General features: G+C 68.4%; 26 protein-coding genes. 25 read left to right on the plus strand and 1 reads right to left on the minus strand.

Translation table 11 applies throughout. The annotated features are described in order from the left end of the window. From DBR20_RS23475 to DBR20_RS19195, 25 genes are all read left to right on the plus strand, one after another. On the plus strand, window positions 1-358 hold a 358-nt coding region (locus DBR20_RS23475; protein ID WP_258223427.1), incomplete at its 5' end, for an RNA polymerase sigma factor. Then, window positions 355-570 (plus strand): hypothetical protein, encoded by a 216-nt coding sequence (locus DBR20_RS19080; RefSeq protein ID WP_108267696.1) that lies wholly within the window; start codon window positions 355-357, stop codon window positions 568-570. The genes DBR20_RS23475 and DBR20_RS19080, both read left to right, overlap by 4 nt. Window positions 571-816: 246 nt before the next feature. Then, window positions 817-2,214 carry a cytochrome ubiquinol oxidase subunit I gene (locus DBR20_RS19085; RefSeq protein WP_108267698.1) on the plus strand — a complete coding sequence of 466 codons (1,398 nt, stop codon included), beginning with the start codon at window positions 817-819 and terminating at the stop codon, window positions 2,212-2,214. A gap of 1 nt (window position 2,215) precedes the next feature. Next, window positions 2,216-3,229 carry a cytochrome d ubiquinol oxidase subunit II gene (gene cydB, locus DBR20_RS19090; RefSeq protein ID WP_089237760.1) on the plus strand — a complete coding sequence of 338 codons (1,014 nt, stop codon included), beginning with the start codon at window positions 2,216-2,218 and terminating at the stop codon, window positions 3,227-3,229. Between the two features lie 229 nt (window positions 3,230-3,458). Then, the gene (locus DBR20_RS19095; protein ID WP_108267700.1) at window positions 3,459-4,205 is read left to right on the plus strand and encodes a beta-ketoacyl synthase chain length factor; all 747 of its coding nucleotides are present in this window, start codon (window positions 3,459-3,461) and stop codon (window positions 4,203-4,205) included. Further along, window positions 4,198-4,995, plus strand: coding sequence for a lysophospholipid acyltransferase family protein (locus DBR20_RS19100; RefSeq protein ID WP_108267702.1), 798 nt, complete (start codon window positions 4,198-4,200; stop codon window positions 4,993-4,995). The genes DBR20_RS19095 and DBR20_RS19100 overlap by 8 nt, the downstream gene beginning before the upstream one ends. Further along, the gene (locus DBR20_RS19105) at window positions 4,982-5,239 is read left to right on the plus strand and encodes a phosphopantetheine-binding protein (RefSeq protein ID WP_005411610.1); all 258 of its coding nucleotides are present in this window, start codon (window positions 4,982-4,984) and stop codon (window positions 5,237-5,239) included. The genes DBR20_RS19100 and DBR20_RS19105 overlap by 14 nt, the downstream gene beginning before the upstream one ends. Before the next feature lie 16 nt (window positions 5,240-5,255). Further along, a complete protein-coding gene (locus DBR20_RS19110; protein WP_025878014.1) occupies window positions 5,256-5,513 on the plus strand; it encodes an acyl carrier protein in 258 nt (85 codons plus the stop codon). 22 nt (window positions 5,514-5,535) lie between these two features. Further along, entirely contained in the window at window positions 5,536-6,087 is a 552-nt protein-coding gene (locus tag DBR20_RS19115; RefSeq protein ID WP_089238175.1) for a hypothetical protein, read from the plus strand. Next, window positions 6,080-7,765: an AMP-binding protein gene (locus DBR20_RS19120; RefSeq protein WP_108267704.1), complete on the plus strand. Its 1,686-nt coding sequence runs from the start codon at window positions 6,080-6,082 to the stop codon at window positions 7,763-7,765. Before DBR20_RS19115 ends, DBR20_RS19120 begins: the two co-directional genes overlap by 8 nt. Next, window positions 7,755-8,525 carry a glycosyltransferase family 2 protein gene (locus DBR20_RS19125; RefSeq protein ID WP_108267706.1) on the plus strand — a complete coding sequence of 257 codons (771 nt, stop codon included), beginning with the start codon at window positions 7,755-7,757 and terminating at the stop codon, window positions 8,523-8,525. The genes DBR20_RS19120 and DBR20_RS19125 overlap by 11 nt, the downstream gene beginning before the upstream one ends. A gap of 1 nt (window position 8,526) precedes the next feature. After that, window positions 8,527-9,468, plus strand: a complete 942-nt coding sequence (locus DBR20_RS19130; protein ID WP_108267708.1) for an acyltransferase — start codon at window positions 8,527-8,529, stop codon at window positions 9,466-9,468. Continuing rightward, window positions 9,458-11,008 carry an aromatic amino acid ammonia-lyase gene (locus tag DBR20_RS19135; RefSeq protein ID WP_108267710.1) on the plus strand — a complete coding sequence of 517 codons (1,551 nt, stop codon included), beginning with the start codon at window positions 9,458-9,460 and terminating at the stop codon, window positions 11,006-11,008. Before DBR20_RS19130 ends, DBR20_RS19135 begins: the two co-directional genes overlap by 11 nt. After that, window positions 10,995-11,426: an acyl-CoA thioesterase gene (locus tag DBR20_RS19140; protein ID WP_100553989.1), complete on the plus strand. Its 432-nt coding sequence runs from the start codon at window positions 10,995-10,997 to the stop codon at window positions 11,424-11,426. The genes DBR20_RS19135 and DBR20_RS19140 overlap by 14 nt, the downstream gene beginning before the upstream one ends. Beyond that, the gene (locus DBR20_RS19145) at window positions 11,423-12,052 is read left to right on the plus strand and encodes an outer membrane lipoprotein carrier protein LolA (RefSeq protein WP_108267712.1); all 630 of its coding nucleotides are present in this window, start codon (window positions 11,423-11,425) and stop codon (window positions 12,050-12,052) included. The genes DBR20_RS19140 and DBR20_RS19145 overlap by 4 nt, the downstream gene beginning before the upstream one ends. Next, complete coding sequence (locus DBR20_RS19150) at window positions 12,045-14,390, plus strand: hypothetical protein (protein ID WP_108267714.1); 2,346 nt, start codon at window positions 12,045-12,047, stop codon at window positions 14,388-14,390. Before DBR20_RS19145 ends, DBR20_RS19150 begins: the two co-directional genes overlap by 8 nt. A gap of 62 nt (window positions 14,391-14,452) precedes the next feature. Then, entirely contained in the window at window positions 14,453-15,727 is a 1,275-nt protein-coding gene (locus DBR20_RS19155) for an NAD(P)/FAD-dependent oxidoreductase (RefSeq protein WP_108267716.1), read from the plus strand. Further along, a complete protein-coding gene (locus DBR20_RS19160) occupies window positions 15,715-16,269 on the plus strand; it encodes a DUF3261 domain-containing protein (protein WP_108267718.1) in 555 nt (184 codons plus the stop codon). The genes DBR20_RS19155 and DBR20_RS19160 overlap by 13 nt, the downstream gene beginning before the upstream one ends. Next, the gene (locus DBR20_RS19165; protein WP_108267720.1) at window positions 16,266-17,453 is read left to right on the plus strand and encodes a beta-ketoacyl-[acyl-carrier-protein] synthase family protein; all 1,188 of its coding nucleotides are present in this window, start codon (window positions 16,266-16,268) and stop codon (window positions 17,451-17,453) included. Before DBR20_RS19160 ends, DBR20_RS19165 begins: the two co-directional genes overlap by 4 nt. Further along, a complete protein-coding gene (locus DBR20_RS19170; RefSeq protein WP_108267722.1) occupies window positions 17,450-17,908 on the plus strand; it encodes a hotdog family protein in 459 nt (152 codons plus the stop codon). Before DBR20_RS19165 ends, DBR20_RS19170 begins: the two co-directional genes overlap by 4 nt. Continuing rightward, window positions 17,905-18,636, plus strand: coding sequence for a 3-ketoacyl-ACP reductase FabG2 (locus DBR20_RS19175; protein WP_108267724.1), 732 nt, complete (start codon window positions 17,905-17,907; stop codon window positions 18,634-18,636). The genes DBR20_RS19170 and DBR20_RS19175 overlap by 4 nt, the downstream gene beginning before the upstream one ends. Further along, window positions 18,636-19,874 (plus strand): beta-ketoacyl-ACP synthase, encoded by a 1,239-nt coding sequence (locus DBR20_RS19180; protein WP_108267726.1) that lies wholly within the window; start codon window positions 18,636-18,638, stop codon window positions 19,872-19,874. Before DBR20_RS19175 ends, DBR20_RS19180 begins: the two co-directional genes overlap by 1 nt. A gap of 37 nt (window positions 19,875-19,911) precedes the next feature. Further along, on the plus strand, window positions 19,912-20,352 hold the full coding sequence (locus DBR20_RS19185; RefSeq protein ID WP_025877987.1) for a hypothetical protein: 441 nt from the start codon (window positions 19,912-19,914) through the stop codon (window positions 20,350-20,352). A gap of 159 nt (window positions 20,353-20,511) precedes the next feature. Further along, on the plus strand, window positions 20,512-20,772 hold the full coding sequence (locus DBR20_RS19190; protein ID WP_100462022.1) for a YcgL domain-containing protein: 261 nt from the start codon (window positions 20,512-20,514) through the stop codon (window positions 20,770-20,772). Continuing rightward, window positions 20,765-24,103 carry an ankyrin repeat domain-containing protein gene (locus DBR20_RS19195; RefSeq protein WP_108267728.1) on the plus strand — a complete coding sequence of 1,113 codons (3,339 nt, stop codon included), beginning with the start codon at window positions 20,765-20,767 and terminating at the stop codon, window positions 24,101-24,103. Before DBR20_RS19190 ends, DBR20_RS19195 begins: the two co-directional genes overlap by 8 nt. Window positions 24,104-24,221: 118 nt before the next feature. Here DBR20_RS19195 and DBR20_RS19200 read toward each other — a convergent pair whose 3' ends face one another. Then, on the minus strand, window positions 24,222-26,000 hold the full coding sequence (locus DBR20_RS19200; protein WP_108267730.1) for a monovalent cation:proton antiporter-2 (CPA2) family protein: 1,779 nt from the start codon (window positions 25,998-26,000) through the stop codon (window positions 24,222-24,224). Window positions 26,001-26,105: the final 105 nt, after the last annotated feature.

The following is a 26,105-nucleotide window of genomic DNA, read 5'->3' on the forward strand; positions in this document are numbered from 1 at the left end:
GATTTCGCGCGTGGCCTACACCACCGCGCTGCAGTACCTGCGGCGGCGGCGGCTGGAAGCGCAGTGGATGGTGGCGGTGCAAGCGCCCGAGGAACTCGGGGTTGGTGACGAGGGTCCGGGTCCTTCCGAACTCAGCGAGACATTGCAGGCCGGCCGTCACCTCGGCGCGGCGCTGGAACGATTGAGTGCGCCGCAGCGCCTGATCGTAGGCCTGCACTACCTGGAGGATTTCGATCTGGCCGAGATCGAACAGGTGACCGGCCTGGCCCGCGGTACCATCAAGAGCCACCTGTACCGTGCGCGCCAGGTCCTGAAGCAGGAACTGGTGCGGCATGCCACCGCCGGAGAGCTGTTGTGAACCGACCGACCGATTCTCGCGATGCGGAAGAGCGCGCGCTGGCACAGGCGTTGCGTGAGCAGGCGCAGCAGGAAGAGACGCCGGATGTGAGTGACGCGCTGCGGAAGCGCATTAGCTCCGAATCGCGCGACAGCGGCGTGGGCTATGTGGTGGTGCAGGTGGTGTTGCTGGGGGCGCTGGTGGCGGGGGGCGTCTGGTATTTCTGGCGCTGAGGCGCCCGCCGGGTGATGGGCCGTTCCAATCGCTGTTGGTAGATGCCGACCTTGGTCGGCGCTTGGGTGTGTGCCAACCAAGGTTGGCAGCTACCAGAGCGGTTAAACGGTAGCGCCGCGCCATGTCGGCTGCGCCTTCTCGACCTGCGACAAAGTGAAGCAGCGCGTCACCCGGTCGCATCCCGTTTTAACAATATCCACCTAAAGTGGTCTGGTATCCCACCGGCACCTGGCAGGAGGCGTCCCTTGGACGCGTTGTTGTTGTCGCGGATCCAGTTCGGATTCGTCATCAGTTTCCACGTACTGTTCCCGGCCTTCACCATCGGCACGGCCAGCTGGCTGGCCTTCATCGAATGGCGCTGGCTGCGCACGAAGCTGCCTGTGTGGCGCGAGCTGTATTTCTTCTGGCAGAAGATCTTCGCGGTCTCGTTCGGCATGGGCGTGGTCAGCGGCATCGTCATGGCTTTCCAGTTCGGCACCAACTGGCCGCGGCTGAGCGAAGTGGCCGGCACGGTCATCGGCCCGCTGCTGACCTACGAAGTGCTGACCGCGTTCTTCCTGGAAGCCAGCTTCCTCGGGGTGATGATGTTCGGCTGGGGCCGGGTGTCGCCGCGCCTGCATTTCCTGTCCACCTGCATGGTGGCGCTGGGCACGCTGTTCTCCACGTTCTGGATCCTCTCGTCCAACAGCTGGCTGCATACGCCGGCCGGTTACGAGATGGTCAACGGCATCGTCCATCCCGTCGACTGGTGGCAGGTGGTGTTCAACCCGTCCTTCCCGTACCGGTTGGCGCACATGGCGCTGGGCTCGTTCATCACTACCTGTTTCGTGATCGGTGGCGTCGGTGCGTGGTACCTGCGTCGTGGCCAACACGTGGAAGCGGGTCGGCGGATGCTGATCGCCGCCGTCGCGTTCGCTGCGCTGACCGTGCCGCTGCAGATCTTCGTCGGCGACATGCATGGCCTGAACACGCTCAAGCACCAGCCGATGAAGATCGCGGCGATGGAAGCGCACTGGCATGAGACCAAGGAGGGCGAGGGCGTGCCGCTGGTGGTGTTCGCACTGCCCAACGAGAAGGAAGAGCGCAACGATTTCGAGGTGGCCATTCCCAAGCTCGGCAGCGTGATCCTCACCCACACCCTGGACGGTACGTTCGATCCGCTGACGTCGGTGCCGGCCAGCGAGCGGCCGCCGGTGACGCCGGTGTTCTTCGCTTTCCGCATCATGGTCGGGCTGGGCACGCTGATGCTGGTGCTGGCCTGGGTCTCGGCCATCCAGCTGTGGCGGAAGAAGCTGCTGGATTCGCCGTGGCTGCTGCGCGGCTGGAACTGGATGCTGCCCAGTGGCTTCATCGCGCTGATATCGGGCTGGTTCGTTACCGAGATGGGACGGCAGCCGTGGGTCGTCTACGGTGTGCTGCGCACCGCCGATGCGGTGGGCCCGCAGAGCGCGTGGATGACCGCGCTGTCGCTGACGGTGTACGTGGTCGGCTACGCCTTCGTGTTCGGTTGGGGCATCTGGTACCTGGTGAAGATCCTGCGCCATGGCCCGCAGCCGTACGACGCAGGCCCGTCGCTGGACCATGGCAGCCACACCCCGGCGCGGCCGCTGTCGGCCGCCGACGAACCGCTGGAGGAGCGCTGACATGGACCTGATGACCTGGCTGCCGGTGGCATGGTTCGCGGTGATCGGCTTCGGCGTGCTGATGTACGTGGTGCTGGACGGCTTCGTGCTCGGCATCGGCATCCTCGCTCCGTTCGCCGAGGACGAGGAACAGCTGGACCTGATGATGAACACCGCCGCGCCGATCTGGGACGGCAACGAGACCTGGCTGGTGCTCGGTGGCGCCGGCCTGATGGCGGCGTTCCCGAAGGCCTACGCGGTGCTGCTGTCGGCGCTGTACCTGCCGGTGCTGCTGCTGGTGGTGGCGCTGGTGTTCCGTGGCGTGGCCTTCGAGTTCCGTTTCAAGGCGCACCGTTCGCGGCGGTTGTGGAGCGTGGCGTTCGGCCTCGGTTCGCTGCTGGCCACCTTTGCCCAGGGCGTGATCCTCGGCACGCTGGTGCAGGGCCTGCCGCTGGTCGATGGCGTGTACCAGGGCGGCGCGTTCGGCTGGTTCAGCCCGTTCGCGATGCTGACCGGTGCCGCGCTGGTGGCCGGCTACGCATTGCTGGGCAGTACCTGGCTGATCCTGAAGACCGAAGGGCGCGTGCAGGCGCTGGCCCGGCAGATGACCCGGCCGCTGGTGGTGGCGGTGATCGCGGCGATGGGCCTGGTCAGCAGCTGGCTGCCGTTCCTGCAGTCGCGGCTGATGGACCGCTGGTTCAGCGACGGCAACTTCTGGTGGTTGTCGCCGGTGCCGCTGCTGACCCTGGCGGTGGCCATCGCGCTGTGGCGCAGCGCCACCCACCCGCGTCGCGACCTGCCGCCGTTCCTGCTCAGCCTGGCCTTGTTCGTGCTTGGCTTCGCTGGCCTGGTGCTGGGCATGTGGCCGTACCTGTTGCCGCCGTCGATGACCCTGTGGCAGGCCGCCGCGCCGGCCTCGTCGCTCAGCTTCACCCTGGTCGGGCTGGTGGTGCTGTTGCCGGTGATCCTGGGCTACACGGCCTGGTCGTACCGGGTGTTCCGCGGCAAGGTGCGCGCCGACGCCGGCTACCACTGAATCCGTTCGCTGGTTCAGTCCACGCGGGGGGCGGTCGCTGACCGCTCCCCGTTGTGTTTTGTGAAACATGTCATCCCTGTGTCGGACGTGCTAGCGTGCGCTCCTTTCCGGCAGCCAGGGGGGCAGCCGGCGACGTCCTGGACGGATGCATGGCTGCAGGAATGGGGGGCAGCCGCGTGTCGCCGTAATGGCTCGAGACTCTCGTTCGCCCATTGAAACATCACCGGTAATGATCGAATTTTCCGTTGTCGACTGGGCCGCCTGGGCGCCTGGCCTGACCGAGCGTAGCCAATGGATGGGCTGGGCCGGGTCGCCGTTCCTGCCGCAGGGCGAGGACACGCCGGCGCTGGCCGAGATTCCGGCCATGCAGCGCCGCCGTATCGAGCGCCTGGGCCGCATGGCGATCCAGGCCGCGTGCTGGTGCGAGGATGGACAGGGCGCTGACAGCCAGGTGCCGCTGGTGTTCGCCAGCCGCCATGGCGATGTCGCCCGTTCGATGGACCTGCTGGGCTCGCTGGTGGCCGATCAGCCGCTGTCGCCCACCGGCTTCGGCCTGTCGGTGCACAACGCGATCGCCGCGCTGTATTCGATCGCCCGCGGCCACCGTGGCAACTACCTGGCGTTGTCCGCCGGCCAGTCGACGGTGGAAGCGGCCTGTCTGGAGGCCGTCGGCCTGCTCGGTGATGGTGCCAGTGAAGTGCGGATCGTGGTGTATGAGTCACCATTGCCCGACGTTTACGCAGAATTCGCCGACGAACCCGACCCGTTCTTTGCCTGGTGCTGGCGTCTGGCACCCGCCGGCACCGCCGGTGCCACCGATCTTTCGCTGTCCTGGCAGGTCGCCGACGACGTCGATCCGACCGCTCCGGGCCTGTTGCCGCATGCGCTGGACCTGCATCGCTTCCTGCTGGCCGGCGACCCGCTGCTGCAGCACGTGACCGAAGGCCAGCGCTGGTCCTGGCGGCGCCGTGGCTGAGGCGCTGCGCCGCCTCGATCATGCCTGGCGGGTGTTCGGCACCGGCTTCAGCTTCGCCGCGTTTGGCGTCGGCGGTCTGTTGCTGGGCGTGCTGGTGATGCCGGTGCTGCTGCTGATGCCCGACCCGCTTGCGCGTCGCCGCCGGGCCCGCCGGCTGGTCCAGCGTGCCTTCGCCAGCCATGTGTGGCTGATGTGCCGGCTGGGGGTGATGACCCTGCAGGTCGAAGGGCGCGAACGCTTGCAGCGCGACGGCCTGCTGGTGCTGGCCAACCACCCGACCCTGATCGACGTGGTCTGCCTGATCGCCCTGCTGCCCAACGCTGACTGTGTGGTCAAGCGGGCGGTGGCCTGCAACCCGTTCATGCGCGGCCCGGTGCGCGCGGCGGGCTACATCTCCAATGACGACGGCGCTGGCCTGGTCGATGACTGCGCGGCGGCCGTGCATGCCGGTGGCACCCTGGTCATCTTCCCGGAGGGCACCCGCAGCGTGCCCGGGCAGCCGCTGCGGCTGCAGCGCGGCGCGGCCAACATCGCCGTGCGCGGGCGCCTGGACATCACCCCGGTGCGCATCACCTGCACCCCGCCGACGTTGACCAAGGGCCAGAAGTGGTATCGTGTGCCCTCACGTCGTTTTCACGTTCAGCTGCAGATCGGCGAAGATATCCCGATCGCGCCGTTTCTGGCCGAAGATGACTCGCCAAGGGGGGATGCCCTGGCGGCCCGTCGCGTCACCGACCACCTCACTCGTTATTTCGACCTGTCTGGAGATCCGACCCGTGCAAGCACTTGAGCACGAGATCAAGGAATTGATCATTTCCTCGCTTTCACTGGAGGACATCACCCCGGAGGACATCGATCCGACCGCGCCTCTGTTCGTGGAAGGCCTCGGCCTCGACTCGATCGATGCGCTGGAACTGGGCCTGGCGCTGCAGAAGAAGTACGGTGTCAGCCTCTCGGCCGACTCGGAAGAAACCCGTCGCCATTTCTCCAGCGTGCGCGCGCTCGGCGAGTTCGTCGCCGCCCGCCAGTCGTAAGGCGCCAGGAACTGCCATGACCAAGAATGAATTGTTCGAGCGCATCGTCCGCATCCTGACCGACAGCTTCGAGATCGAGCCGGCGCGGATCAGCCCGGAGTCGCGCCTGTATGACGACCTGGACATCGACAGCATCGATGCCGTGGACCTGATCGTGCAGCTCAAGCCGCTGCTCGGCCGCAACCTGCAGCCTGAAGCGTTCAAGGCCGTGCGCACCGTGCAGGACATCGTTGATGTCGTGCATGGCCTGCTGCCCGGTCAGGCCGCTGCCTGACAGCAGCACGGACGCCGCGACCATGGCACGGGCACGCATGGTCGTGGTGGCAGCGATTTCGCTTGCCTATCCGGTGCTGGTCTACGCGGCGATGGGCCGCTTCGAGCCGCGCTGGCTGGCGCTGCTGCTGTTCGCGCTGGCCCTGCTGCGCGCGCTGAGCACCCGCCAGCCCTTGTGGTGGGCCGCCGCCGCCGGCGCAGGCCTGCTGGCCGGGCTGGCCACCGTGCTCAACCAGGCGCTGCCGCTGAAGCTGTACCCGGCGCTGGTGAACGTGGTGATGTTGACGGTGTTCGCCACCAGCCTGCGCTTCGGTCCGCCCCTGGTGGAGCGCCTGGCGCGCCTGCAGGAGCCGGACCTGCCACCGTTCGCGGTGATCTATACCCGTCGCGTCACCCAGGTGTGGTGCGGCTTTTTCGTTCTCAATGGTGGTCTCGCCCTGCTCACCGCGCTGTATGCGTCGGACCGGGTCTGGATGCTCTACAACGGATTGTTGGCGTACGTGATGATGGGATTGTTGTTCGGGGGCGAATGGCTGGTACGGCGTCGGGTCAAGGCAGCGCACGCGCATGGCTGACTGGATCGCCCTGGATCGGCTGCTGATCACGGCGCAGCCCGGCCGCGACATCGGTGTCTGCGATGGCATCGCCGTCGACCACGTCGCCTTCCGCCTGCGCGTACTGGCCTGGCGTGACGCTTTCAGCACTGCCGAAGGCCGTGACTGGGCGCTCTACTTCGATGACACCGTGGCCTTCGCTGCAGCGTTGTTCGGTGCCTGGCATGCCGGCAAGCGGGTGTTCCTGGCCGCCGACAACCTGCCCGCGACATTGCAGGCGCTGCAGCCGCAGGTGAGTGGTTTTGCAGGTGACCTGTCGGCCGATTACCAGCCGTTGCAGGCTACCGCCGTCGCCGACGATGCGCCGCTGGAGCCGTTGGACGAGCGCGCCTGCGAACTGTGCGTGTTCACCTCCGGCAGCACCGGCCAGCCCAGCGCGATCAGCAAGCGGCTGGACCAGCTGGCGCGCGAGGTCGATGCGCTGCAGGCCGCCTTCGGCGCCCAGCTGGACGGCGCGCAGGTGCATGGCACCGTGTCCCACCAGCATATCTATGGCCTGCTGTTCCGCGTGCTGTGGCCGCTGGCCGCCGGCCGTGCGATCCAGCCCCGGCGTTTCTTCCACGAAGACCTGGTGGGCGCGCTGGCCGGTACCGATACGGTGCTGGTCGCCACCCCGGCCCATCTCAAGCGCCTGCCCGAGCAGCTCGACTGGGCCAGCCTGCACGGTCGCCTGCGCGCGGTGTTTTCCTCCGGCGGCCCGCTGCCGGAGGACGCAGCGCGCCAGGTCCGCCAGTGGTTGGGCGTGGCGCCCACCGAGGTTTACGGCAGCAGTGAAACCGGCGGCATCGCCTGGCGCCGCTGGGACACCGATGCGCCGCCGTGGCAGCCGTTGCCGGGCGTGCAGTGGCGGATCGAGGAGGACTGTCTGGCGGTCGCCTCGCCGCACCTGGAGACGTCGGACTGGTGGCGCACCCAGGATCGCGTGGAAGCACTGGCCGATGGCCGCTTCCGCTTGCTGGGCCGTGCCGACCGCATCGTCAAGATCGAAGAACGGCGCGTTTCGCTGGACGCACTGGAGCGCGCGCTGCGCGAGGATCCCGAAGTCGAGGACGTGCGCGTGCTGGTCCTGCAGGGCCAGCGCGAGCAGCTGGCGGCCGTGGTGGTGCCGGCCGACCCGGCGTTGGCACGTGCCGGTGACAGCGCACGGCGTGCGCTGGGGCAGCGGCTGGGCGCGCGGCTGGCGCAGGGCCATGATGCGGTCACCCGGCCGCGCCGCTGGCGGCTGGTCGAATCGCTGCCGATCAATGCCCAGGGCAAGGTCACCCAGGCCGCGCTGGTTGCGCTGTTCCAGCCGCTGATGCCGGTGCCGGTCTGGGACTGTCGCGAAGAGGCGGAGGCCACCCTGCGGATGACGCTGGACCCCGCGCTGCGCGCGTTCCAGGGCCACTTCCCGCAGGCGGCGATCCTGCCCGGCGTGGCCCAGTTGGACTGGGCGGTGCGCTTCGGTCGCCAGGCCTTCGTGCTGCCGACCGGTTTCCAGCGCATGGATGCAGTGAAGTTCCAGCGCGTGGCCCGCCCCGGCGACGAGCTGACCCTGCAACTGCAGTGGGACGCCGAACGCGGCGTGCTGACGTTCCGCTATACCTCCGTGCATGGCGTGCACGCCAGCGGCAGGGTGGTCTTCGCCGATGCGCATTGAGCCGGCCACCGCTGGCGGCGCGTTCGCGCCGCTGGTGGTCATTCCCGTGTACGACCACGAACACGCCATCGGCGCGGTGGTCGATGGCGTGCAGGCCGCGGGCCTGCCCTGCCTGCTGGTCGACGATGGCTCGCAGCCCTCCTGCGCGCGGGTGCTGCGGGAACTGGCACAGCGAGCGGGCGTCGACCTGCTGCGGCTGGACGTGAACCAGGGCAAGGGCGGTGCGATGCTGGCCGGTTTCGCTGAAGCGCAGCGTCGTGGCTACACCCACGTGCTGCAGATCGATGCCGACGGCCAGCACGATACCGGCGACCTGCCGCGTTTCATCAATGCCGCACGCGCGCGCCCGGACGCGGTGATCTGCGGCATTCCCGCCTACGATGCCAGCGTACCGAAGGCGCGCCTGTATGGTCGCTACGCCACCCACATCTGGGTGTGGATCAACACGCTGTCGCTGCACCTGCGCGACACCATGTGTGGATTCCGCGTGTACCCGCTGCCGCCGGTGCTGCGCCTGATCGGCGAAGAGACCATCGGCCGGCGCATGGATTTCGACACCGAAGTGATGGTCCGCCTGTACTGGCGGCGGGTACCGGTCGAGCACCTGGCCACGCGCGTGACCTATCCCGCCGACGGGGTTTCGCATTTCGATGTGTGGCGCGACAACGTGCGCATAAGCCGCATGCATACCCGGCTGTTCTTCGGCATGCTCTGGCGTGCGCCGCGCCTGCTGTGGCGCCGGCTGCAGGGGCAGGGCTGAGATGAGCCGCGCGCAGAACGCCCCGCACTGGGCCGATATCGGCGAGTCCACCTCGGTGGTTGGCGTGCTGTTCCTGTGCTGGGTGCACCGCTGGTTCGGGCGCTGGCCGTTCCGCCTGTGCGTATGGCCGGTGGTGGCCTGCCATTGGCTCGGCAACCGCGTCGGCCGCCGGGCCTCGATGCAGTACCTGCAGCGGTTGCAGGCGCATACCGGTGCGCTGGGCCATGCGCCGACCCGGCGCGACAGCCTGCGCCACTTCTTCAGCTTCGCCGACACGATGCTGGACAAGATTCTGGGCCTCGGCGGCCGCTATCCGCCCGAGCGTATCCACCTGCAGCGCGACCTGGTGCTGGGCAAGATCGCACGCCGCGAAGGCGGGCTGATCCTCACCGCGCACATCGGCTGCCTGGAGTTGTGCCAGGTGCTGGCCGAGCAGGTGCCCGGTTTCCGCATCACCGTGCTGGTGCATACCGCGCATGCGCAGCGTTTCAACCGCCTGCTGCAGCGGCTGGACCCGCTGGCCGCCGTTGAGCTGGTGCAAGTCACCGAAATGAGCCCGGCTACGGCTGTGATGCTCGCCGAAAAGGTCGCCTCCGGTGGTTTCGTGGCCATCGTCGGCGACCGCGTGCCGGTGCAGGGCGGGCGCAGTGTGATGGCCGATTTCCTCGGTCACCGTGCGCCGTTCCCGATCGGCGCCTACGTGTTGGCGGCCGCGCTGGGCTGCCCGGTCTACACGATGTCGTGCCTGCACCAGGGCGACGGCTATCGGGTGGCATTCGAACAATTCGCCGAGCGCGTGGTGCTGCCGCGCGGATCGCGCGATGCCGCACTGGCCGAACAGGCGCAGCGCTTCGCGCACTGGCTGGAACTCCAAGTCATCCAGTCCCCGCTGGACTGGTTCAATTTCTTCCCCTTCTGGGATCAGGCTCCTCATGACGATTGACGCCGTACCCGTGTGCCGTTTTGGCGATGCACCGCTGACCATCGAAGACGTGGTCGCCCTGGCCCAGCGCACGTGCGAGGCCGCGCTGAGCGATGTGCCGGCGTTCCGCGCCCATATCCAGCGTGGTGCCGACTTCCTCGACCGCCTGCTGCGCGAGGATGGCGTCATCTATGGGGTGACCACCGGCTACGGCGATTCGTGCACGGTGAACATTCCGCCGGCACTGGTCGCCGAGCTGCCGCACCACCTGTACACCTACCATGGCTGCGGCCTGGGCCGTTACCTGGACCCGGCCGAGACCCGTGCCGTGCTGGCTGCGCGCCTGGCTTCGCTGGTACGCGGCATGTCCGGCGTCAGCGTGCCGCTGCTGGAAGGCCTGGCCACGCTGCTGCAGCACGATGTGCTGCCGTTGATTCCCGCCGAAGGTTCGGTCGGCGCCAGTGGCGACCTGACCCCGCTGTCGTACGTGGCGGCGGTGCTGTGCGGTGAGCGCGAGGTACTGCACGACGGCCGCGTACAGCCGGCGGCCGAGGTGCTGGCGAAGATCGGCATGACCCCGCTGAAGCTGCGGCCGAAGGAAGGCCTGGCGATCATGAACGGCACGGCGGTGATGACCGGCCTGGCCTGCCTGGCCTGGCAGCGCGCCGACTACCTGGCGCGCATGGCCACGCGCCTGACCGCGTTCAACGTGCTGTCCAGCGACGGCAACGCACACCACTTCGATGAAACCCTGTTCGCCGCCAAGCCGCACCCGGGGCAGTCGCGCATTGCTGCGCGCCTGCGCAGCGACCTGCACAGCGAGCGCCCGCCGCGCAACGAGCAGCGCCTGCAGGACCGCTACTCGCTGCGCTGCGCGCCGCACGTGATCGGCGTGCTGGAAGACACCCTGCCGTTCCTGCGCCAGCTGATCGAAACCGAGCTGAACAGCGCCAACGACAACCCGCTGATCGATGCCGACGGCGAGCGCATCCTGCACGGTGGGCACTTCTACGGCGGTCACATCGCGCTGGCGATGGACACGCTGAAGAACACCGTGGCCAACATCGCCGACCTGCTCGACCGGCAGCTGGCGCTGGTGGTCGATGCCCGCTACAACCATGGCCTGCCGGCCAACCTGTCGGCGGCGACCGGCCCGCGTGCGGCGATCAACCATGGCCTGAAGGCGCTGCAGATCAGCGTTTCGGCGTGGACTGCCGAAGCCCTGAAGCAGACCATGCCGGCCAGCGTGTTCTCGCGCTCCACCGAATGCCATAACCAGGACAAGGTCAGCATGGGCACCATCGCCGCGCGCGACTGCCTGCGCGTGATCGAACTGACTGAACAGGTGGTGGCGGCCATGCTGATCGCCGCCCGCCAGGGGCTGGCGCTACGCGAACGGGTTGGCATGAACGCGCAGCTGCATGGCAGTCTGGCCGACATGTACGCCGACCTGGGGCAGCGCATCGCCCTGGTCGAAGAAGACCGCGCGCTGGATCGCGAACTGCGGGAACTGCTGGTGGAGATCCGCGCGCAACGCTGGGAGCTGTATGTCGGTGAATGAAGGCAACGAACTGGTCGGCGAAATCGAGCTGGCCCCCGCATTCCATGACTGCGATCCGATGAACGTGGTCTGGCATGGCAACTACTTCAAGTACTTCGAGATCGCCCGTTGTGCGTTGCTGAAACGCTACGACTACGACTATCCGCAGATGCTCGAATCGGGCTACCTGTGGCCGGTGGTCGACGCACGGGTGAAGTACGTGCGGCCGCTGCTGTTCAACCAGGCGCTGCGCGTGCGCTCGCGCATCGTCGAGTGGGAGAACCGGCTGAAGATCGAATACGAGATCCTCGATGCGGAAAGCGGCCAGGTGCTGACCCGCGCGATGACCATCCAGGTCGCGGTCGACGCGGCCAGCAAGGAAATGCTGTACCAGTGCCCGCCGGTGCTGTGGCAGCGTCTTGGAGTGCCTGCCCCGTGATCCGATCCCTTCGTCTTCCGCGCGTGCTGCTGTGCGCGCTGCTGCTGGTTGCCGCGCCGCTGCTGCAGGCCGCTGATCCCGCCGTCGATGCCATCACCCAGACCGTCGCCCGGCCGGACGTGCTGCGCGGGCAGTTCACCCAGGAAAAGCAGGTCAGTGGTTTCAAGAACCCGCTGCGTTCGCAGGGCCAGTTCGTGGTCGCGCGCAAGCATGGGGTGATCTGGTCCACGCTCAAGCCATTCCCGTCCGAGGTGGTGGTCACCGCCGACCGCATCCTCAGCCGCCAGCGCGATGGCAGCACCCGCGTCGAACTGGACGCGCGCCAGCAGCCGGCGATGCGCTCGGTCAACGCGATCATGTTCGCGTTGATGAGCGGCGACGTGCAGGCACTGTCCAGCCAGTTCAATGTCGAGGCCACGCGTGAAGGGCAGGGATGGCAACTGAAGCTGACGCCGAAATCGGCGATGCTGGCCAAGGCCTTCCAGTCGCTGACGCTGCAGGGCGACCGTTACGTGCGCCAGGTCGAGATCGTCGAAGCCAACCAGGATCGCACCCGCATCCAGTTCACTGCGCTGAGCGAAGCGCCGGCCACGTTGAACGTCGACGAGGCGCGCCGCTTTGAGTGACAGCGCCGCGCCGGATCGCCTGCGTCGCTGGTGGCACTGGCTGGGCATCGCCTGGCTGCTGCTGTTGCTGGTGCTGGGCGCGCAGCAGTGGCGCCTGTGGAGCCAGGAATCACGGATCGATACCGACATCCTCGCCCTGCTGCCGCAGGACGCGCACGACCGTCTGCTCAGCGACGTCACCCGGCGCATCGCCGATGGCAGCTCGCGGCAGGTGGTGGTGCTGCTCGGCAGCACCGACGGTGCCGCCGCCAAGCGCGCGCAGGCAGCGTTCGCTGCGGCAATGGCCAGTGATGCCGACAGCGCGCTGCTGGTGCCCAGTGGTTCGATCGAAGGCTGGTTCGATGACGCGCGTGCGTTCTATGCACCGTACCGCGACCGCCTGTTGACCCCGGCCCAGCGCGAGCAGCTGCAGCAGGCCGAACCCGCTGCCCTGGCCGAACAGGCGCTGGGTGCGCTGTACGGACCGATGGGCGCGCCGCGCCTGACCGAGTGGCGGCAGGATCCGCTGTCGCTGTGGCCGCAGTGGTGGCAGCAGCAGGCCCAGGGCTCCGGGCTGCGCCTGGGCGATGATGGTCTGCTGGAGGCCGAGGGCAAGCACTGGGCGGCGCTGCAGTTCGATACACCGGGCTCGGCTTTCAGGCTTGATGGCGAGCGCCATCTCGATGGCCTGCTCGAACGCGCCGGACAGGCGGCCAAGGCCGCTGCGCCGGATCTGGAGATCCTGCATGCCGGCGTGCCGTTGCATGCCGAAGCGGCCGCCGTGCAGGCCAACCAGGAGATCAACACCATCGGCTGGGGCTCGCTGGCGGCGGTGCTGCTGCTGGTGTGGCTGGCGTTCCGCTCGCTGCGGCCGATCCTGCTGGTCGCCGCCTCGCTGCTGATCGGTTGTGGTGTGGCGCTGGCGGTCACCGTGCTCGTGTTCGACAAGGTGCATGTGCTGACCCTGGTGTTCGGTGCTTCGCTGGTCGGCGTGGCCGAGGACTACGGCATCCACTGGTTTGCTTCGCGCCAGGCCGAGCCGGCCGACCGCCGCTGGAAGCTGCTGCGGCACCTGCTGCCGGGCCTGTGGCTTGCCCTGCTGACCAGCGCGCTGGCCTACCTGGCACTGGGCCTGGCGCCGTTCCCCGGCCTACGGCAGATGGCGTTGTTCTCGGTGGTTGGTCTGGCTGCGGCCTTCCTCACGGTGATCTTCTGGTTCCCGTGGCTGGACGGTGGCGAGATCCGTACCACCCGCTTCGCGCAGTGGCTGGGCAATACGCTGGAGCGTTTCCCGCGCCTGCACGGGCGTCGCCCGGTGGCGATCTTCCTCGGCGTGGCCGCGCTGGTGTCGGCCATCGGCATCGCCCGCCTGCAGAGCAACGACGACCTGCGCAGCCTGCAGTCGTCGCCGCCGGCGCTGATGGCCCAGCAGATCCGCCTCAGCCAGCTGCTGGGCATGCCCAGCCCGGCGCAGTTCTACCTGGTGCAGGGCAGCGATGCCGCACAACTGCTGCAGCGCGAAGAAGCGCTGACCACGCGCCTGCGCGAACTGACCAACGACAAGCGCATCGGCGGGTACCGTGCGATCAGCGACTGGCTGCCGTCGCCCGCTCGACAGCAGGCCGATGCGGCGCTGACCGCCCGGGTGGAACCGGGTGTGCTGGCCGCCGTCGGCGAAGCGGTGGGTGAGCCCTTGCAGCGCCCTGCATTCGCGGCGGCGCCGCTGAGCGCAGAGGCCTTCCTCGCTTCGCCCGCGTCGCAGCCGTTCCGCCACCTGTGGGTGGGCAACGTAGGCGGGCAGATGATCAGCGTGGTGATGGTCGATGACCTGTCGCGTGCCGATGCGCTGGCCACCCTGCGCGGTGCCGCCGAAGGCCTGAACGGCGTGCGCTGGGTCGACCGCACCGCTGACTTCTCGCAGCTGCTGGGCCATTACCGCAAGCTGATGGGCGGCCTGCTGCTGGTCGGCATCGCGCTGGTGTTCGGCGCCCTGTGGCTGCGTTATCGGCGCCAGGCCTGGCGCGTGTTCGCCCCCACCCTGGTGGCCGGTGCGCTCACCCTGGGCCTGCTTGGCCTGTTCGGCCAGCCGCTGCAGCTGTTCAACGTGCTGGCGCTGATGCTGCTGCTGGGCATGGGCATCGACTACGGCATCTTCCTGATCGAGCACCGCGGCGACGCCAGTGCCTGGCTGGCGGTATGCGTGGGTGCGGCCAGCACCTGGCTGTCATTCGGCCTGCTGGGTCTTTCGCAGACACCGGCGCTGCGCGCGTTCGGGCTCACCCTGCTGTTCGGCATCGGCCTGGTCTGGCTGATTTCGCCGCTGTTCCGGCCGCCACCGCATGACGTTCCGCCGGCCTGAGCGGGCACGCTTCATTCCGATTCCTCCGCCTTTCCACCTGATCGAGCAACAAGGACGCACCGATGACTACTGCTGTGGATGCCGCTGATTTTTCCAGCCACGAAGACGTGGAACGTACCGAAATCCTGATCATCGGCGCCGGCCCGGCCGGCTCGGTGGCCGCGGCGATGCTGCGCCAGCAGGGCCGCAAGGTGCTGATGCTGGAACGCCAGCAGTTCCCGCGCTTTTCCATCGGTGAGAGCCTGCTGCCGCAGAGCATGGAATACATCGAAGCAGCGGGTCTGCTGCAGGACGTGGTCGAGGCGGGCTTCCAGTACAAGAACGGCGCGGCCTTCGTGCACGGGGAAGCGCGTACCGCGTTCGATTTCAGGAAGAAGTTCTCGCCGGGCTGGGGCACCACCTACCAGGTGCAGCGCGCCGACTTCGACAACGTGCTGGCGCGTGGCGCCGAGCGCATGGGTGCGACCCTGCGTTTCGGCGATGAAGTGCTGGCGGTCGAGCCGGGCGAACAGCCGGTGGTGAACGTGCGCCGCCCGGATGGCAGCGAGTACCGCATCGAAGCCGATTTCATCCTCGACGCCTCCGGCTTCGCACGCCTGCTGCCGCGCCTGCTCGACCTGGAATCGCCGTCCAACTTCCCGGTGCGTGGCGCGATCTTCTGCCACGTGCGCGACAACATCCCGGCCGAAGCGGATTTCGACCGCAACAAGATCCTGATCACCACCCATCCCGAGCACATCGACGTCTGGTACTGGACGATCCCGTTCTCCAACGGCTGCTGCTCGCTGGGCGTGGTTGCCGAGCCGTCATTCTTCGAGCGCTACGAAGGCGACGATCTGCAGAAGCTGCAGGCCATCGTCGGCGAGGACCCGAACCTGACCTCGCTGCTGGCCAACGCCGAATGGGCGGTGCTGCCAGTGCGCCGCATCACCGGCTATTCGGCCAACGTCAGCTCGCTGTGGGGCCCGGGCTATGCGCTGCTGGGCAACGCCGGCGAGTTCCTCGATCCGGTGTTCTCCTCCGGCGTCACCATCGCGTTCAAATCCGCGCAGCTGGCCAGCGAATGCCTGAAGCGCCGCTACGCGGGTGAGACCGTTGACTGGGAAAGCGACTTCTCGATTCCGCTGCGTGCCGGCGTGAAAACCTTCCGCCGCTTCGTCGAAAGCTGGTACCAGGGCGGCTTCCAGAAGATCATCTACCACCCCGACCAGCAGCCGCAGGTGCGCGACATGATCAGCTCCATCCTGGCCGGCTACGCCTGGGACACCAACAATCCGTATGTGGCCGACGACAGTGGCCGCCGCATGCGTGTGCTGGAGGAACTGTGCAGCGCCTGATTGCCCGCCTCTCTGCGGTCCTGCTGTGCCTGCTGCTGGCCGCCTGTGCCAGCCGCATGCCGCGGCCGCTGGTCGAACTGCCGCCGTTGCGGCTGGCACCGTCCAGCCTGCCGGCGCCGTTGGCCCTGCAGCAGCAGCTGCACTTCCGCTTCGGCAGCCACGAGCGTGATCTGGACGCGCTGCTGGAGGCTGACGCGCAGCAGGTGCGGCTGGCCGTGCAGGCGATGGGCCAGACCGGCGTGCGCCTGCAGTGGGATGGCCAGCAGCTGACCCAGCAGCGTGCACCGTGGCTGCCGCCGCAGGTACGCGCCGAACGCGTGCTGGACGACCTGCAGTTCGCGCTGTGGCCGACCGACGCCATTGCCGCCGCGCTGCCGGCCGGCTGGCAGGTGATCGATGACGGCCGCCAGCGCAGCCTGTCGCGCGACGGCACCGTGTGGCTGCAGCTGCAGCGCCTGGCCGATGGCAGCGCGCAACTGGACAACCGCGCCGAGGGCTACACCCTGCGCATCGAATCGATCGACATGGCCGGCCAGCAATGAAGAGCGCGCCCATTTTCCTCAACGACCTCGGCGTGGTCTGCGCGTTGGGTGACGGCCGCGCCGCGGTGGCGGCTGCGCTGTTTGCCGATGTGCCCGGCGGGCTGAGCGACAACGCCACCCTGCTGCCAGGTCGCACCCTGGCGCTGGGCGAAGTGCACAGCCCGTTGCCGACGCTGGAAGCACTGCCGGTGTCCCTGCGTGGCCGCAACAACGCGCTGCTGGACGTGGCCCTGGCGCAGATCGCGCCGGCCGTTGCCGATGCCATCAGCCGCTACGGTGCCGAGCGCGTGGCCGTGGTGCTGGGCACCAGTACCTCGGGCATCGGTGAATCCGAGCAGGCACTGCGTACCCGCGCCGAACATGGCCATTGGCCCGAAGGGTTCGACTACGCACAGCAGGAAATGGGCACCGCCGCGCAGTTCGTGCGGGAGCGCAGCGGTGCGCTGGGCCCGGCCTGGACGCTGTCCACGGCCTGCTCGTCCAGCGCCAAGGCGTTGATGTCGGCTGCGCGCATGCTGCGTTCGGGCATTGTCGATGCGGTCATCGCCGGTGGTGCCGATTCCCTGTGCCGGTTCACCGTCGCCGGATTCAGCGCACTCGAATCGGTCTCCGCAGTGCGCTGCAACCCGTTCTCGCAGCATCGCTGCGGGATCAACATCGGCGAGGGCGCCGCGCTGTTCCTGCTGACCCGCGAGCCGGGTCCGGTCAGCCTGGCCGGTTGGGGTGAGTCGGCCGACGCGCACCATATGTCCGCACCGGACCCGCAGGGCCTGGGCGCCATCGATGCCCTGCAGCAGGCGTTGCAGCGCGCTGGCTGGGCAGCTTCGGAAGTGGATTATGTGAACCTGCATGGCACGGCGACCGGCCACAACGACGCGATGGAAAGCCACGCCGTGGCGCAGGTACTGGGCACCGATGTGCCCGCCAGTTCGACCAAACCACTGACCGGCCACACGCTGGGTGCGTCCGGTGCGATCGAAGCGGCGCTGTGCTGGATCCTGCTGGCCGAGAACCCGCAGCAGCAGCTGCCGCCGCACTGGTGGGACGGCGTGGCCGATCCGGCGCTGCCGGCGTTGCCGCTGGTCGCCCCGGCGACCTTCCTGCCGCAGCTGCCGCGGCGGGTGCTGAGCAATTCGTTCGCCTTCGGCGGCAGCAATGCCGTGCTGGCACTGGAGCGCCGATGAACATGCCGCTGTATGCCATCGAAGAGGTGGTGCCGCACCGCCAGGACATGTGCCTGCTGGACCGCATCCTGCGCTGGGACCAGGAGGGCATCGAGGCGGAACTGGTGGTGCCCGAGGCCGGCCTGTTCATCGAAGACGGTGCGGTCCCGGCCTGGGTCGGCATCGAATACATGGCCCAGGCCATCGCCGCCTGGGCCGGCTGCCGTGCGCGTACGGCCGGCAACCCGCCGCAGCTGGGCTTCCTGCTCGGCAGCCGGCGCTACACCAGCACGCGCAGCAGCTTCCCCAGCGGCACCCGCCTGCAGGTACAGGCGCGTTGCGAACTGTTGGGCGACAATGGATTAGGGATGTTCGCCTGCCGCATCCTGGCAGGCGAAGAAGAATGGGCGGTTGCCAACGTGTCGGTGTTCGAACCGGCCGACTCGATGGCCTATCTGGAGAGTGGACAGGCATGACAGGGAATCGAAGCGTGCTGGTGACCGGCGCGAGCCGGGGCATCGGCCGGGCCATTGCGCTGCGTATCGCGCGCGATGGCTTCGACGTGGTGGTGCATTGCCGCAGCCGTGTGGAGGAAGCACAGGCAGTGGCCGACGAGATCCAGGCACTGGGCCAGCAGGCCCGCGTGCTGGCCTTCGACGTGGCCGATCGTTCCGCCGCACGTGCCGCGCTGGAGTCAGACGTGGAAGCACATGGCGCCTACTACGGCGTGGTGTGCAATGCCGGCATCGCCCGTGACGGCGCCTTCCCGGCATTGTCAGAGGACGACTGGGACCAGGTGATCCACACCAACCTGGACGGCTTCTACAACGTGCTGCATCCGCTGATCATGCCGATGGTGCGGCGGCGCAAGCCGGGCCGCATCGTCACCCTGTCCTCGGTGTCCGGCGTGGCCGGCAACCGTGGCCAGGTCAATTACAGTGCAGCCAAGGCCGGCATCATCGGTGCCAGCAAGGCATTGGCGCTGGAGCTGGCCAGCCGCCAGATTACCGTCAACTGCGTGGCCCCGGGCCTGATCGAGACCGACATGCTCAACGAAGAAGTGGTCGAACACGCATTGAAGCTGATCCCGGCCGGCCGCGTCGGCCGTCCCGAGGAAGTGGCGGCCACAGTCGCGTTCCTGCTGTCCGAGCCGGCCGGGTACATCACCCGCCAGGTGATCTCGGTCAACGGAGGGATGATCTGATGGCTGCCGATCGTCGCGTGGTGGTCACCGGTGCCGCCGCCATCAGTCCGCTCGGCCACGACTGGCCGACCATCCAGGCCCATCTGCGCAGCTGCCGCAACGCGGTGCGTTCGATGCCGGAATGGGATGTGTATGCGGGCCTGAACACCAAGCTGGCCGCGCCCGCGCAGGACTACGAGCTGCCGCCGAACTACAACCGCAAGACCACCCGCTCGATGGGCAAGGTCGCGATCATGTCGGTGCGCGCCACCGAGGTCGCCCTGCGTGAGGCGGGCCTGTTCGAGCACCCGGTGCTGCGCAGTGGCCGCACCGGCGTGGCCTACGGCTCATCGTCGGGCAGCCACGAGGCCACCGGCGAATTCGGTCGCATGCTGCATGAGTTCACCACCGACGGCATCAGCGCCACCACCTACCTGAAGATGATGAGCCACACCGCGCCGGTCAACATCGGCGTGTTCTTCGGCTTGTCCGGGCGTGTCTACACCACCTCCAGTGCCTGTACGTCGGGCAGCCAGGGCGTGGGCGCGGGCTACGAAGCGATCCGCAGCGGCAAGCAGACGGTGATGGTGGCCGGTGGCGCCGAGCAGCTCGACGCCACCGCCGCGGCCGTGTTCGACACCCTGTTCGCAACCAGCACGCGCAACGATGCACCGCACACCACCCCGCGCCCGTTCGATGCCGGCCGTGACGGCCTGGTGCTGGGCGAGGGCGCCTGCACGCTGATCCTGGAGGATCTGGAGCACGCGCAGGCACGCGGCGCGACCATCCTTGCCGAGATCGTGGGCTACGGCACCAACAGCGACGGCCAGCACGTCACCCAGCCCAGCGCCGACACCATGGCCCAGGCCATGCGCCTGGCGCTGGAAGACGCCGGTCTGCAACCTGCGCAGATCGACTACGTGAATGCCCACGGCACCGCCACCGACCACGGCGACATCGCCGAGACCCAGGCCACCGCCCAGGTGTTCGGCAGCCGCGTGCCGATCAGCTCGTTGAAGAGCTACGTCGGTCACATGCTGGGCGGTTGCGGTGCGTTCGAAGCCTGGATGAGCATCGAGATGATGCGCGCCGGCTGGTTCGCGCCGACCCTGAACCTGGTCGAGGTGGACCCGCGCTGCGGCCAGCTCGACTTCATCACCGGGCAAGGCCGCGACCTGCAGGCCGAGTACGTGATGAGCAACAACTTCGCCTTCGGCGGCATCAACACCTCGCTGGTGTTCCGTCGCTGGACCGCGTGATCCCGCCGTACCCGCACCTCAACAAGGAGACGTTCCGATGCGCCGCACCCTGCTGATCGCCACTGCCACCGCGCTGCTGGCCCTGACTTCCACCGCTTCGGCGCGCGATACCCGCGTCGAGCAGTCCCTGCGCGAGCTGATCAGTTCGCAGGCCGCCAAAGATGCCGGCATCGACGGCAGCGTGCGCTTCTACCTGGCCGGCCAGCCGGTCAGCGTGCAGCAGCGCCTGGGCGAAGACGTGACCAACAAGAAGACCAATGCCGCCAACAAGAGCGACGTCGAGGCCTGCAACTGGGTCGCGCTGTCGGCGCTGCTGGCGCTGCAGGACGGTGCCAAGTCGCGCGGCGCCAACGCCGTGGTCGACATCGTCAGCTACTACAAGAAGAACGAGTTCAAGAGCGCGACCAACTACGAGTGCTGGGCCGGCACCTTCGTCGCTGGCGTGGCCTTGAAGGGCACCTACGCCAAGGTCAAGTAAGCGCGGCGGAACGGTGGCGCTGGCTGAACGGCCTCGCCACATTGCTGAACCTCACCGGGGAAACGCCGTCGATCACGCCGCCATCGTCGCGTGACGGCTTTCCCCGGTGTCGGCTTTCCGACACAATCACGGCTCTTCCCGGGTTATCGTCCCGTGGACATGCACGCCTACGTCTATAAAAGCCAACTCAAGCCGGACACCTACGTCTATCTCGCCCGACGCGATGACTTCAGCGCTTTGCCTGCGCCGCTGTCTGCGTCGTTGGGTGCGCTCGTCTTCGTGCTGGAAGTGACCCTGGACGCGCAGCGGCAGCTGGCCCAGGCCGATCCGGCCAAGGTGCGCAGCGAACTGACCGAGCGCGGGTTCTATCTACAGGTGCCACCGTCGGTGAGCAGCATGATGCTGCGCCACTATGACTGAGCTTTCCCGATCCCGCGCCCTGTCGCTGGCCTTCACCCTCGGTGCCTTGCTGGCGCTGGGTTCTGCGCTGGGTGGCCTGCCCGGCGCGGTGCTGGCGGCCCTGGCCCAACCGGCGTTCGCGCTGGGGATTTCGTGGTGGCGGCGCAGCCGCGCGCTGCTGCCACCCAAGGTGATCGCCCGCCAGGACCTGCCGGCACTGTTGGCGCTGTGGACCGCCGCGCCGTTGCTGCTGGCCCTGCTGCTGGCCTGGCCACTGGCTGCGCTGCGCGACAGCGGCAGCCTGGCCGCGGTGCTGGGCCTGAGCGTGCTGGTCAGCGCCGGCCTGCTGGCGGCCTGGCGCACCTGGCCGCTGTGGAACGATGTCGAGCGTCTCGATGGTGGCCTGGTCCAGCATTGGCAGGCATTGGCCGGCCGTGACCTCAGCGCCTGGCGTGGCCTTGGCGCGGCGGCACTGGTGATGGCCCTGGCGGCACTGGTGGTACTGCCGACCTGGCCGGACCTGCTACCGGAAAGCGCACGTTGGCCGTCGGCACTGGCAGTACTGCTGCTGTCGCCACTGCTGCATCTGCTGCTGCAGCGCATTGCACCGGCGCCGCTGGTCTCGCTGCGCAGCCCGCTTGGCGCTGAACTGCCGGTCGATCGCGAAACGCTGTTCAGCGCGGTCGTGGACACCACGCCGCTGGAAGCCCTGGCGCCGCAGGAGCTGACCCCGGCCCTGTACGAAGCCGCACGCCACGGCCGCATCGACCGTGCGCTGCAGCTGCTGCAGGCCGGCGCCGATCCGTATTCCCTGCCTGACCCGAACTGGCGCGACCAGCGCAGCCTGGCGGTGCTCGCCGCTGTCCTGCCGGACCTGCGCCTGCTGCGTGAGTTGATCGGCCGCGGCGTCGATGTGAACGCGCCGCATCGCGGCATGACCCCGCTGCTGGCCGCCACCCGCGACAGCTGGCATGGGCGTCCGGAAGCGGTGATGACCCTGCTGGCCAATGGTGCCGATTCGCGCGCCACGGACAGTGAGGGCAATACGCCCCTGCACCATGCCGCCCGCAGTTCCGACCCGGGCGTGGCCGCGCTGCTGCGCGATGCAGCGGCTGAAGTCGACGCACTGAACCGTGATGGCTGGTCGCCGCTGGCAGTGGCCTGCCAGGTCGGCAACTGGCGCCTGGCGCGCTTCCTGCTGGAGCGCGGCGCCCGCAGCGAACCGGCTGACGGCACCCCGGTGCTGCTGGCTGCGGCCGCCACCGAAGACGATGATCCGGCCGGCGTGCAGCTGCTGCTCAAGCACAAGGCACGTGCCGACGCGCGTGACCGCCAGCGCCGCAGCGCGCTGCACGAAGCGGCACTGGCCGGCCACGTGGACATCATCGGCGTGCTGCTTGCCGCCGGTGCCAACCTGGAAGCGCGCGACGCACTGGGCCGTACTCCGTGGCTGGAAGCTGCACGTGCCGGCCGCGCCGCCGTGGTCGAGCACCTGCTACCGCACAAGCCCGACCTGGTTGCTGTCGACACCGATGGCCGCAACGCGGTGCTGCTGGCAACGATGGCCGAGGACGTTTCGCCGCTGTTGATCAAGCGCCTGCTGGAACTGGGCATCGCCGCCGACGGCAGCGATCCGGCCGGTCGACGTGCGGTGGACTACGCCGCCGAAGCCGGTCGCTGGGCGATCGTGGCTCTGCTGGACCCGTCTTACCCGTTGCCTGCCGCCGTCAGCGATGGCCTGGCCGAGCGCGGTGAGACGGCCAGTGCCAGCGGCCTGCTGCCCGATCGCCCGCCGTTGACCCTGTTGCGCGAGGCGCTGGGGTTCGGCAATACCGATGGCATGGCCGCGCTGGCCAGGTTGTGCCAGCCGGAAGAATTGGGTGGCCTGCTGCTCGACCCGGAGCTGGCGCTGGAGCCGCGTGCGGTCGACTGGCTGCTCGCCCATGGTGCCGATCCGTACGTGCGTGACGCCTGTACCGATACACCGATGTTCGCGCTGCTGTCGCGCGGTATCGATGCCGTGCCGGCCCTGCAGGTGATGCTGCAGCATGGCCTGTCGCCGGCTGGCCGTGGTGGCCTCGCGCGTTTCCTGGCCGCCTGTGCGCAGCACGACCAGGCGGCGCGTGGCCTGGAACAGCTGGCGCTGGAACTGCTGGAGCGTGGCGCCGACCCGTTTGCTGCCTCGCCGGCCGGTGATCCGCCGCTGTCACTGGCGGTGCGCCTGGGTTGGCTGCGCCTGCAGCAGGCCCTGCTCACCACTGGCGTGGACCGTGAAGCACGCGACAGCCATGGCATGACCGCGCTGCATCTGGCCACCGCACTGGCGCGCGAAAGTGCCCTGAAGCTGCTGGTGCAGCACGGTGCCTCGCCCGAAGCGCGTGCTGCCGATGGGCAGACGCCGCTGGGCGTGGCGCTGTCGATCGGTCGTCGCGATCTGGCTGACTGGCTGGACTGGCGGGTCTGGCCGCTTCCGCGCAGGACTCTGCGCGAAGGCGATCTGCCGGCCGCCGCGATGGCCGGCGACGTCGATGCCGTGCGTCGTTTGAATGATCTGGGCTTTGCCATCGACGCCGTCGATGCGCAGGGCTGCACCGCGCTGCTGCGTGCTGCCGGCGGTGGCCATCTGGCCGTGGTCGACCTGCTGCTGTCGCGCGGTGCTGATCCGCAGCATGCCGCTGCCAGTGGTGCGACGCCGTTGTCGGCGGCGGTCAGCATGCGCCAGGTCGAGATCGTCTCGGCCCTGCTCGACGCCGGGGCGCAGCTCGAACATCGCCTGCCAGGCGGGGTCACCGTGCTGATGCTGGCCTCGGCACTGGGGCTGCCGGACATCGTGGCGCGCCTGCTCACTGCCGGTGCCGACGTGCATGCCGGCGATGCCCAGCAGCTGGCGCCGCTGCACTGCGCAGCCCTGTATGGCTTCAGTGCGCGCGATCGTTCGCGCCTGCTGGCGCTGCTCGACACCCTGCTGCTGGCCGGTGCAGAACCGGACCAGGCCGCCGCCGGTGCGGTTACGCCGTTGCTGCTGCTGATGGGTGCGCGCGCCGAACCGGGCACCGCCTGCGATGAGCAGGTGGTGATGGCCGCTGTCGAGCGCCTGCTGGATGAAGACGTGAGCCTGGATGTGCGCGACCCGCGTGGCTTCGGCCCGTTGCACCTGGCCGCCCTGCACGGGTTGCCGCTGCTGGTGCAGCGCCTGCTGCGCGCCGGTGCCGATCCGGAAGCGCGCGACGGCTTGAACCGCAGCCCGCGCGAGATCGCGGTGATGCGCGGCTTCATCGACGTCGCCGCCGAGTTCGAGCCGCGCGTGCCGGGCGTATCGTCGATGGCCAGGTTCCTGCGCGACAACGGCTGAAGGTCGGCCCCCATTGGATGGGTGCCGACCGTTGGTCGGCAGGATGCTTTCAGTAGATCCACGCCATGCGTGGATGATCGTGCGGCGAAACAGAGAAGCATCCACGCATGGCGTGGATCTACTTGTCTTCGCTTTCCGCGTCCGCTTCGAACAGGTGCATCAGGTCGTTGCGCGCATCGCGCGAGGTCTGGATCACCGCCGCCTCGTCGTCGTAGACCAGGTACTGGTCGCGCAACAGTTTCTCGTCGTGTTCGCGGAACTGCTGCACATGGCGCTCGGCGACGTTCGGGGCCACGCCAAGCGCGGTCAGCACGCGCCCGCTCATTTCCAGGCTGGTACCGAACACTTCACGGAACGGCTCGGCCGACATGTCCATCAACCGCCACGCATGCTGGCGGTTGCGTGCGCGTGCCAGCACCGTCGCGTCCGGGTACAGGCGGCGCACCATGCGCACCGCGCGCAGGTTGGTTTCCGGGTCGTCCACGGTGATCACGAACACGTCGATGTGCTCGCCACCGGCGGCGCGCAGCATCTCCGGCCGGGTCGGGTCGCCGTAGTACAACTGGTTGCCGAAGCGGCGCAGGTCGGCCACCGTGTCCGGGTTCGCTTCCAGCGCCACGAACGGCACCTTCTGCGCGGTCAGCAGGCGCGCGATCACCTGGCCGAAGCGGCCCATGCCGGCAATCAGCACCTTCGGGCGATTGTCCGGCGCCACTTTGTCGGCCTCCGCCGCCTGCCGTGGCGCGGCCTTCTCCTGGCCGAGCAGGCGCAGCAGGGCGATCATCAGCAACGGGGTGATCGCCATCGACAGGCCGACGATCGCTACCAGCCGGTCATGGTTGGCATTGCCCAGCAGGTGCGCGCGCTGCGCTTCGTTGAACACCACGAAGGCGAACTCGCCGCCCAGCCACAACACGCTGCCCAGCAGCAGCGACTGCCGGGAACTGAGCTTGGCGATGCGGCCGATGGCGTACAGCAGGCTGAACTTCACCACCAGCAGGATCGCCACACCCGCGGCGATCATCCACGGTTCGGCGGCGATGCGGTCCAGGTCGATGCCCATGCCCACGGCGATGAAGAACAGGCCCAGCAGCAATCCCTTGAACGGCTCGATCTGCGATTCCAGCTCGTGCCGGAATTCCGAATCGGACAGCAGCACGCCGGCCAGGAATGCTCCCAGGCTGGGGCTCAGGCCGGCCTCCTGCATGAACCAGGCGGTGCCCAGCACCACCAGCAAGGCGGTGGCGGTGAACACTTCCGGGCTGCGGGTGCGCGCGATGATGCCGAACAGGCGGCGCAGCACCGGCCGCCCGAACAGGATCACCACTGCCAGCGCGCCCAGCGCGACGGCCGCATCTTCCCAGCGCAGCGTCTCGTTCTTGACCCCGCCCAGCAGCGGAATCGCGGCCAGCAGCGGAATGGCGATCAGGTCCTGGAACAGCAGGATGGCAAACCCCAGCCTGCCATGGTCGCTGTTGATCGCCTTGTGCTCGGACAGCAGCTGCAGGCCGACCGCGGTCGACGACAGCGCCAGCGCCACGCCCACCACCAGCGCACTCTTCCACTGGAAGTGATCGAGCAGCAGCAGGCCGCCCAGCACCAGCCCGGACAGCGCCACCTGCGCCGCGCCCGCACCAAACACCGAGCGCCGCATCACCTTCAGCCGGGCAGGGGACAGCTCCAGCCCGATCACGAACAGCAGCATGACCACGCCGATCTCGGCTGCGCCGAGGATGCGGTCGGCGTCCTGTACGAAGCCGAGGCCATCCGGCCCCAGCACCACGCCGGCCGCCAGGTAGCCCAGCACCGCGCCGAAGCCGAACTTCTTGAACACCGGCACCGCGATCACCGCGGCCAGCAGCAGCACCAATGCCAGTTCCAGACCACCGCTATGCATGGGAATACCTGGTCATCGGGAGGCCGGCTGTGCGTCCGTTCGGCGGGGGGAAGCGCGGCGGATGCCACTTGGCCATTATGCGCGCGCGGCTGTGTACGCACGAGA

This window comes from Stenotrophomonas sp. HMWF023 (genome assembly GCF_003060985.1).
Classification (GTDB): domain Bacteria; phylum Pseudomonadota; class Gammaproteobacteria; order Xanthomonadales; family Xanthomonadaceae; genus Stenotrophomonas; species Stenotrophomonas lactitubi.

What these genes read in the sequence shown, in the direction of transcription:
- DBR20_RS19140 (WP_100553989.1), top strand. Translation starts at nt 10,995, where the DNA reads ATGTCGGTGAATGAAGGCAACGAACTGGTCGGCGAAATCGAGCTGGCC.
- DBR20_RS19185 (WP_025877987.1), top strand. Translation starts at nt 19,912, where the DNA reads ATGCGCCGCACCCTGCTGATCGCCACTGCCACCGCGCTGCTGGCCCTG.
- DBR20_RS19195 (WP_108267728.1), top strand. Translation starts at nt 20,765, where the DNA reads ATGACTGAGCTTTCCCGATCCCGCGCCCTGTCGCTGGCCTTCACCCTC.
- DBR20_RS19180 (WP_108267726.1), top strand. Translation starts at nt 18,636, where the DNA reads ATGGCTGCCGATCGTCGCGTGGTGGTCACCGGTGCCGCCGCCATCAGT.
- DBR20_RS19200 (WP_108267730.1), bottom strand. Translation starts at nt 26,000, where the DNA reads ATGCATAGCGGTGGTCTGGAACTGGCATTGGTGCTGCTGCTGGCCGCG.
- DBR20_RS19095 (WP_108267700.1), top strand. Translation starts at nt 3,459, where the DNA reads ATGATCGAATTTTCCGTTGTCGACTGGGCCGCCTGGGCGCCTGGCCTG.
- DBR20_RS19130 (WP_108267708.1), top strand. Translation starts at nt 8,527, where the DNA reads ATGAGCCGCGCGCAGAACGCCCCGCACTGGGCCGATATCGGCGAGTCC.
- DBR20_RS19155 (WP_108267716.1), top strand. Translation starts at nt 14,453, where the DNA reads ATGACTACTGCTGTGGATGCCGCTGATTTTTCCAGCCACGAAGACGTG.
- DBR20_RS19115 (WP_089238175.1), top strand. Translation starts at nt 5,536, where the DNA reads ATGGCACGGGCACGCATGGTCGTGGTGGCAGCGATTTCGCTTGCCTAT.
- DBR20_RS19125 (WP_108267706.1), top strand. Translation starts at nt 7,755, where the DNA reads ATGCGCATTGAGCCGGCCACCGCTGGCGGCGCGTTCGCGCCGCTGGTG.
- DBR20_RS19170 (WP_108267722.1), top strand. Translation starts at nt 17,450, where the DNA reads ATGAACATGCCGCTGTATGCCATCGAAGAGGTGGTGCCGCACCGCCAG.
- DBR20_RS19135 (WP_108267710.1), top strand. Translation starts at nt 9,458, where the DNA reads ATGACGATTGACGCCGTACCCGTGTGCCGTTTTGGCGATGCACCGCTG.
- DBR20_RS19110 (WP_025878014.1), top strand. Translation starts at nt 5,256, where the DNA reads ATGACCAAGAATGAATTGTTCGAGCGCATCGTCCGCATCCTGACCGAC.
- DBR20_RS19190 (WP_100462022.1), top strand. Translation starts at nt 20,512, where the DNA reads ATGCACGCCTACGTCTATAAAAGCCAACTCAAGCCGGACACCTACGTC.
- DBR20_RS19175 (WP_108267724.1), top strand. Translation starts at nt 17,905, where the DNA reads ATGACAGGGAATCGAAGCGTGCTGGTGACCGGCGCGAGCCGGGGCATC.
- DBR20_RS19165 (WP_108267720.1), top strand. Translation starts at nt 16,266, where the DNA reads ATGAAGAGCGCGCCCATTTTCCTCAACGACCTCGGCGTGGTCTGCGCG.
- cydB (WP_089237760.1), top strand. Translation starts at nt 2,216, where the DNA reads ATGGACCTGATGACCTGGCTGCCGGTGGCATGGTTCGCGGTGATCGGC.
- DBR20_RS19120 (WP_108267704.1), top strand. Translation starts at nt 6,080, where the DNA reads ATGGCTGACTGGATCGCCCTGGATCGGCTGCTGATCACGGCGCAGCCC.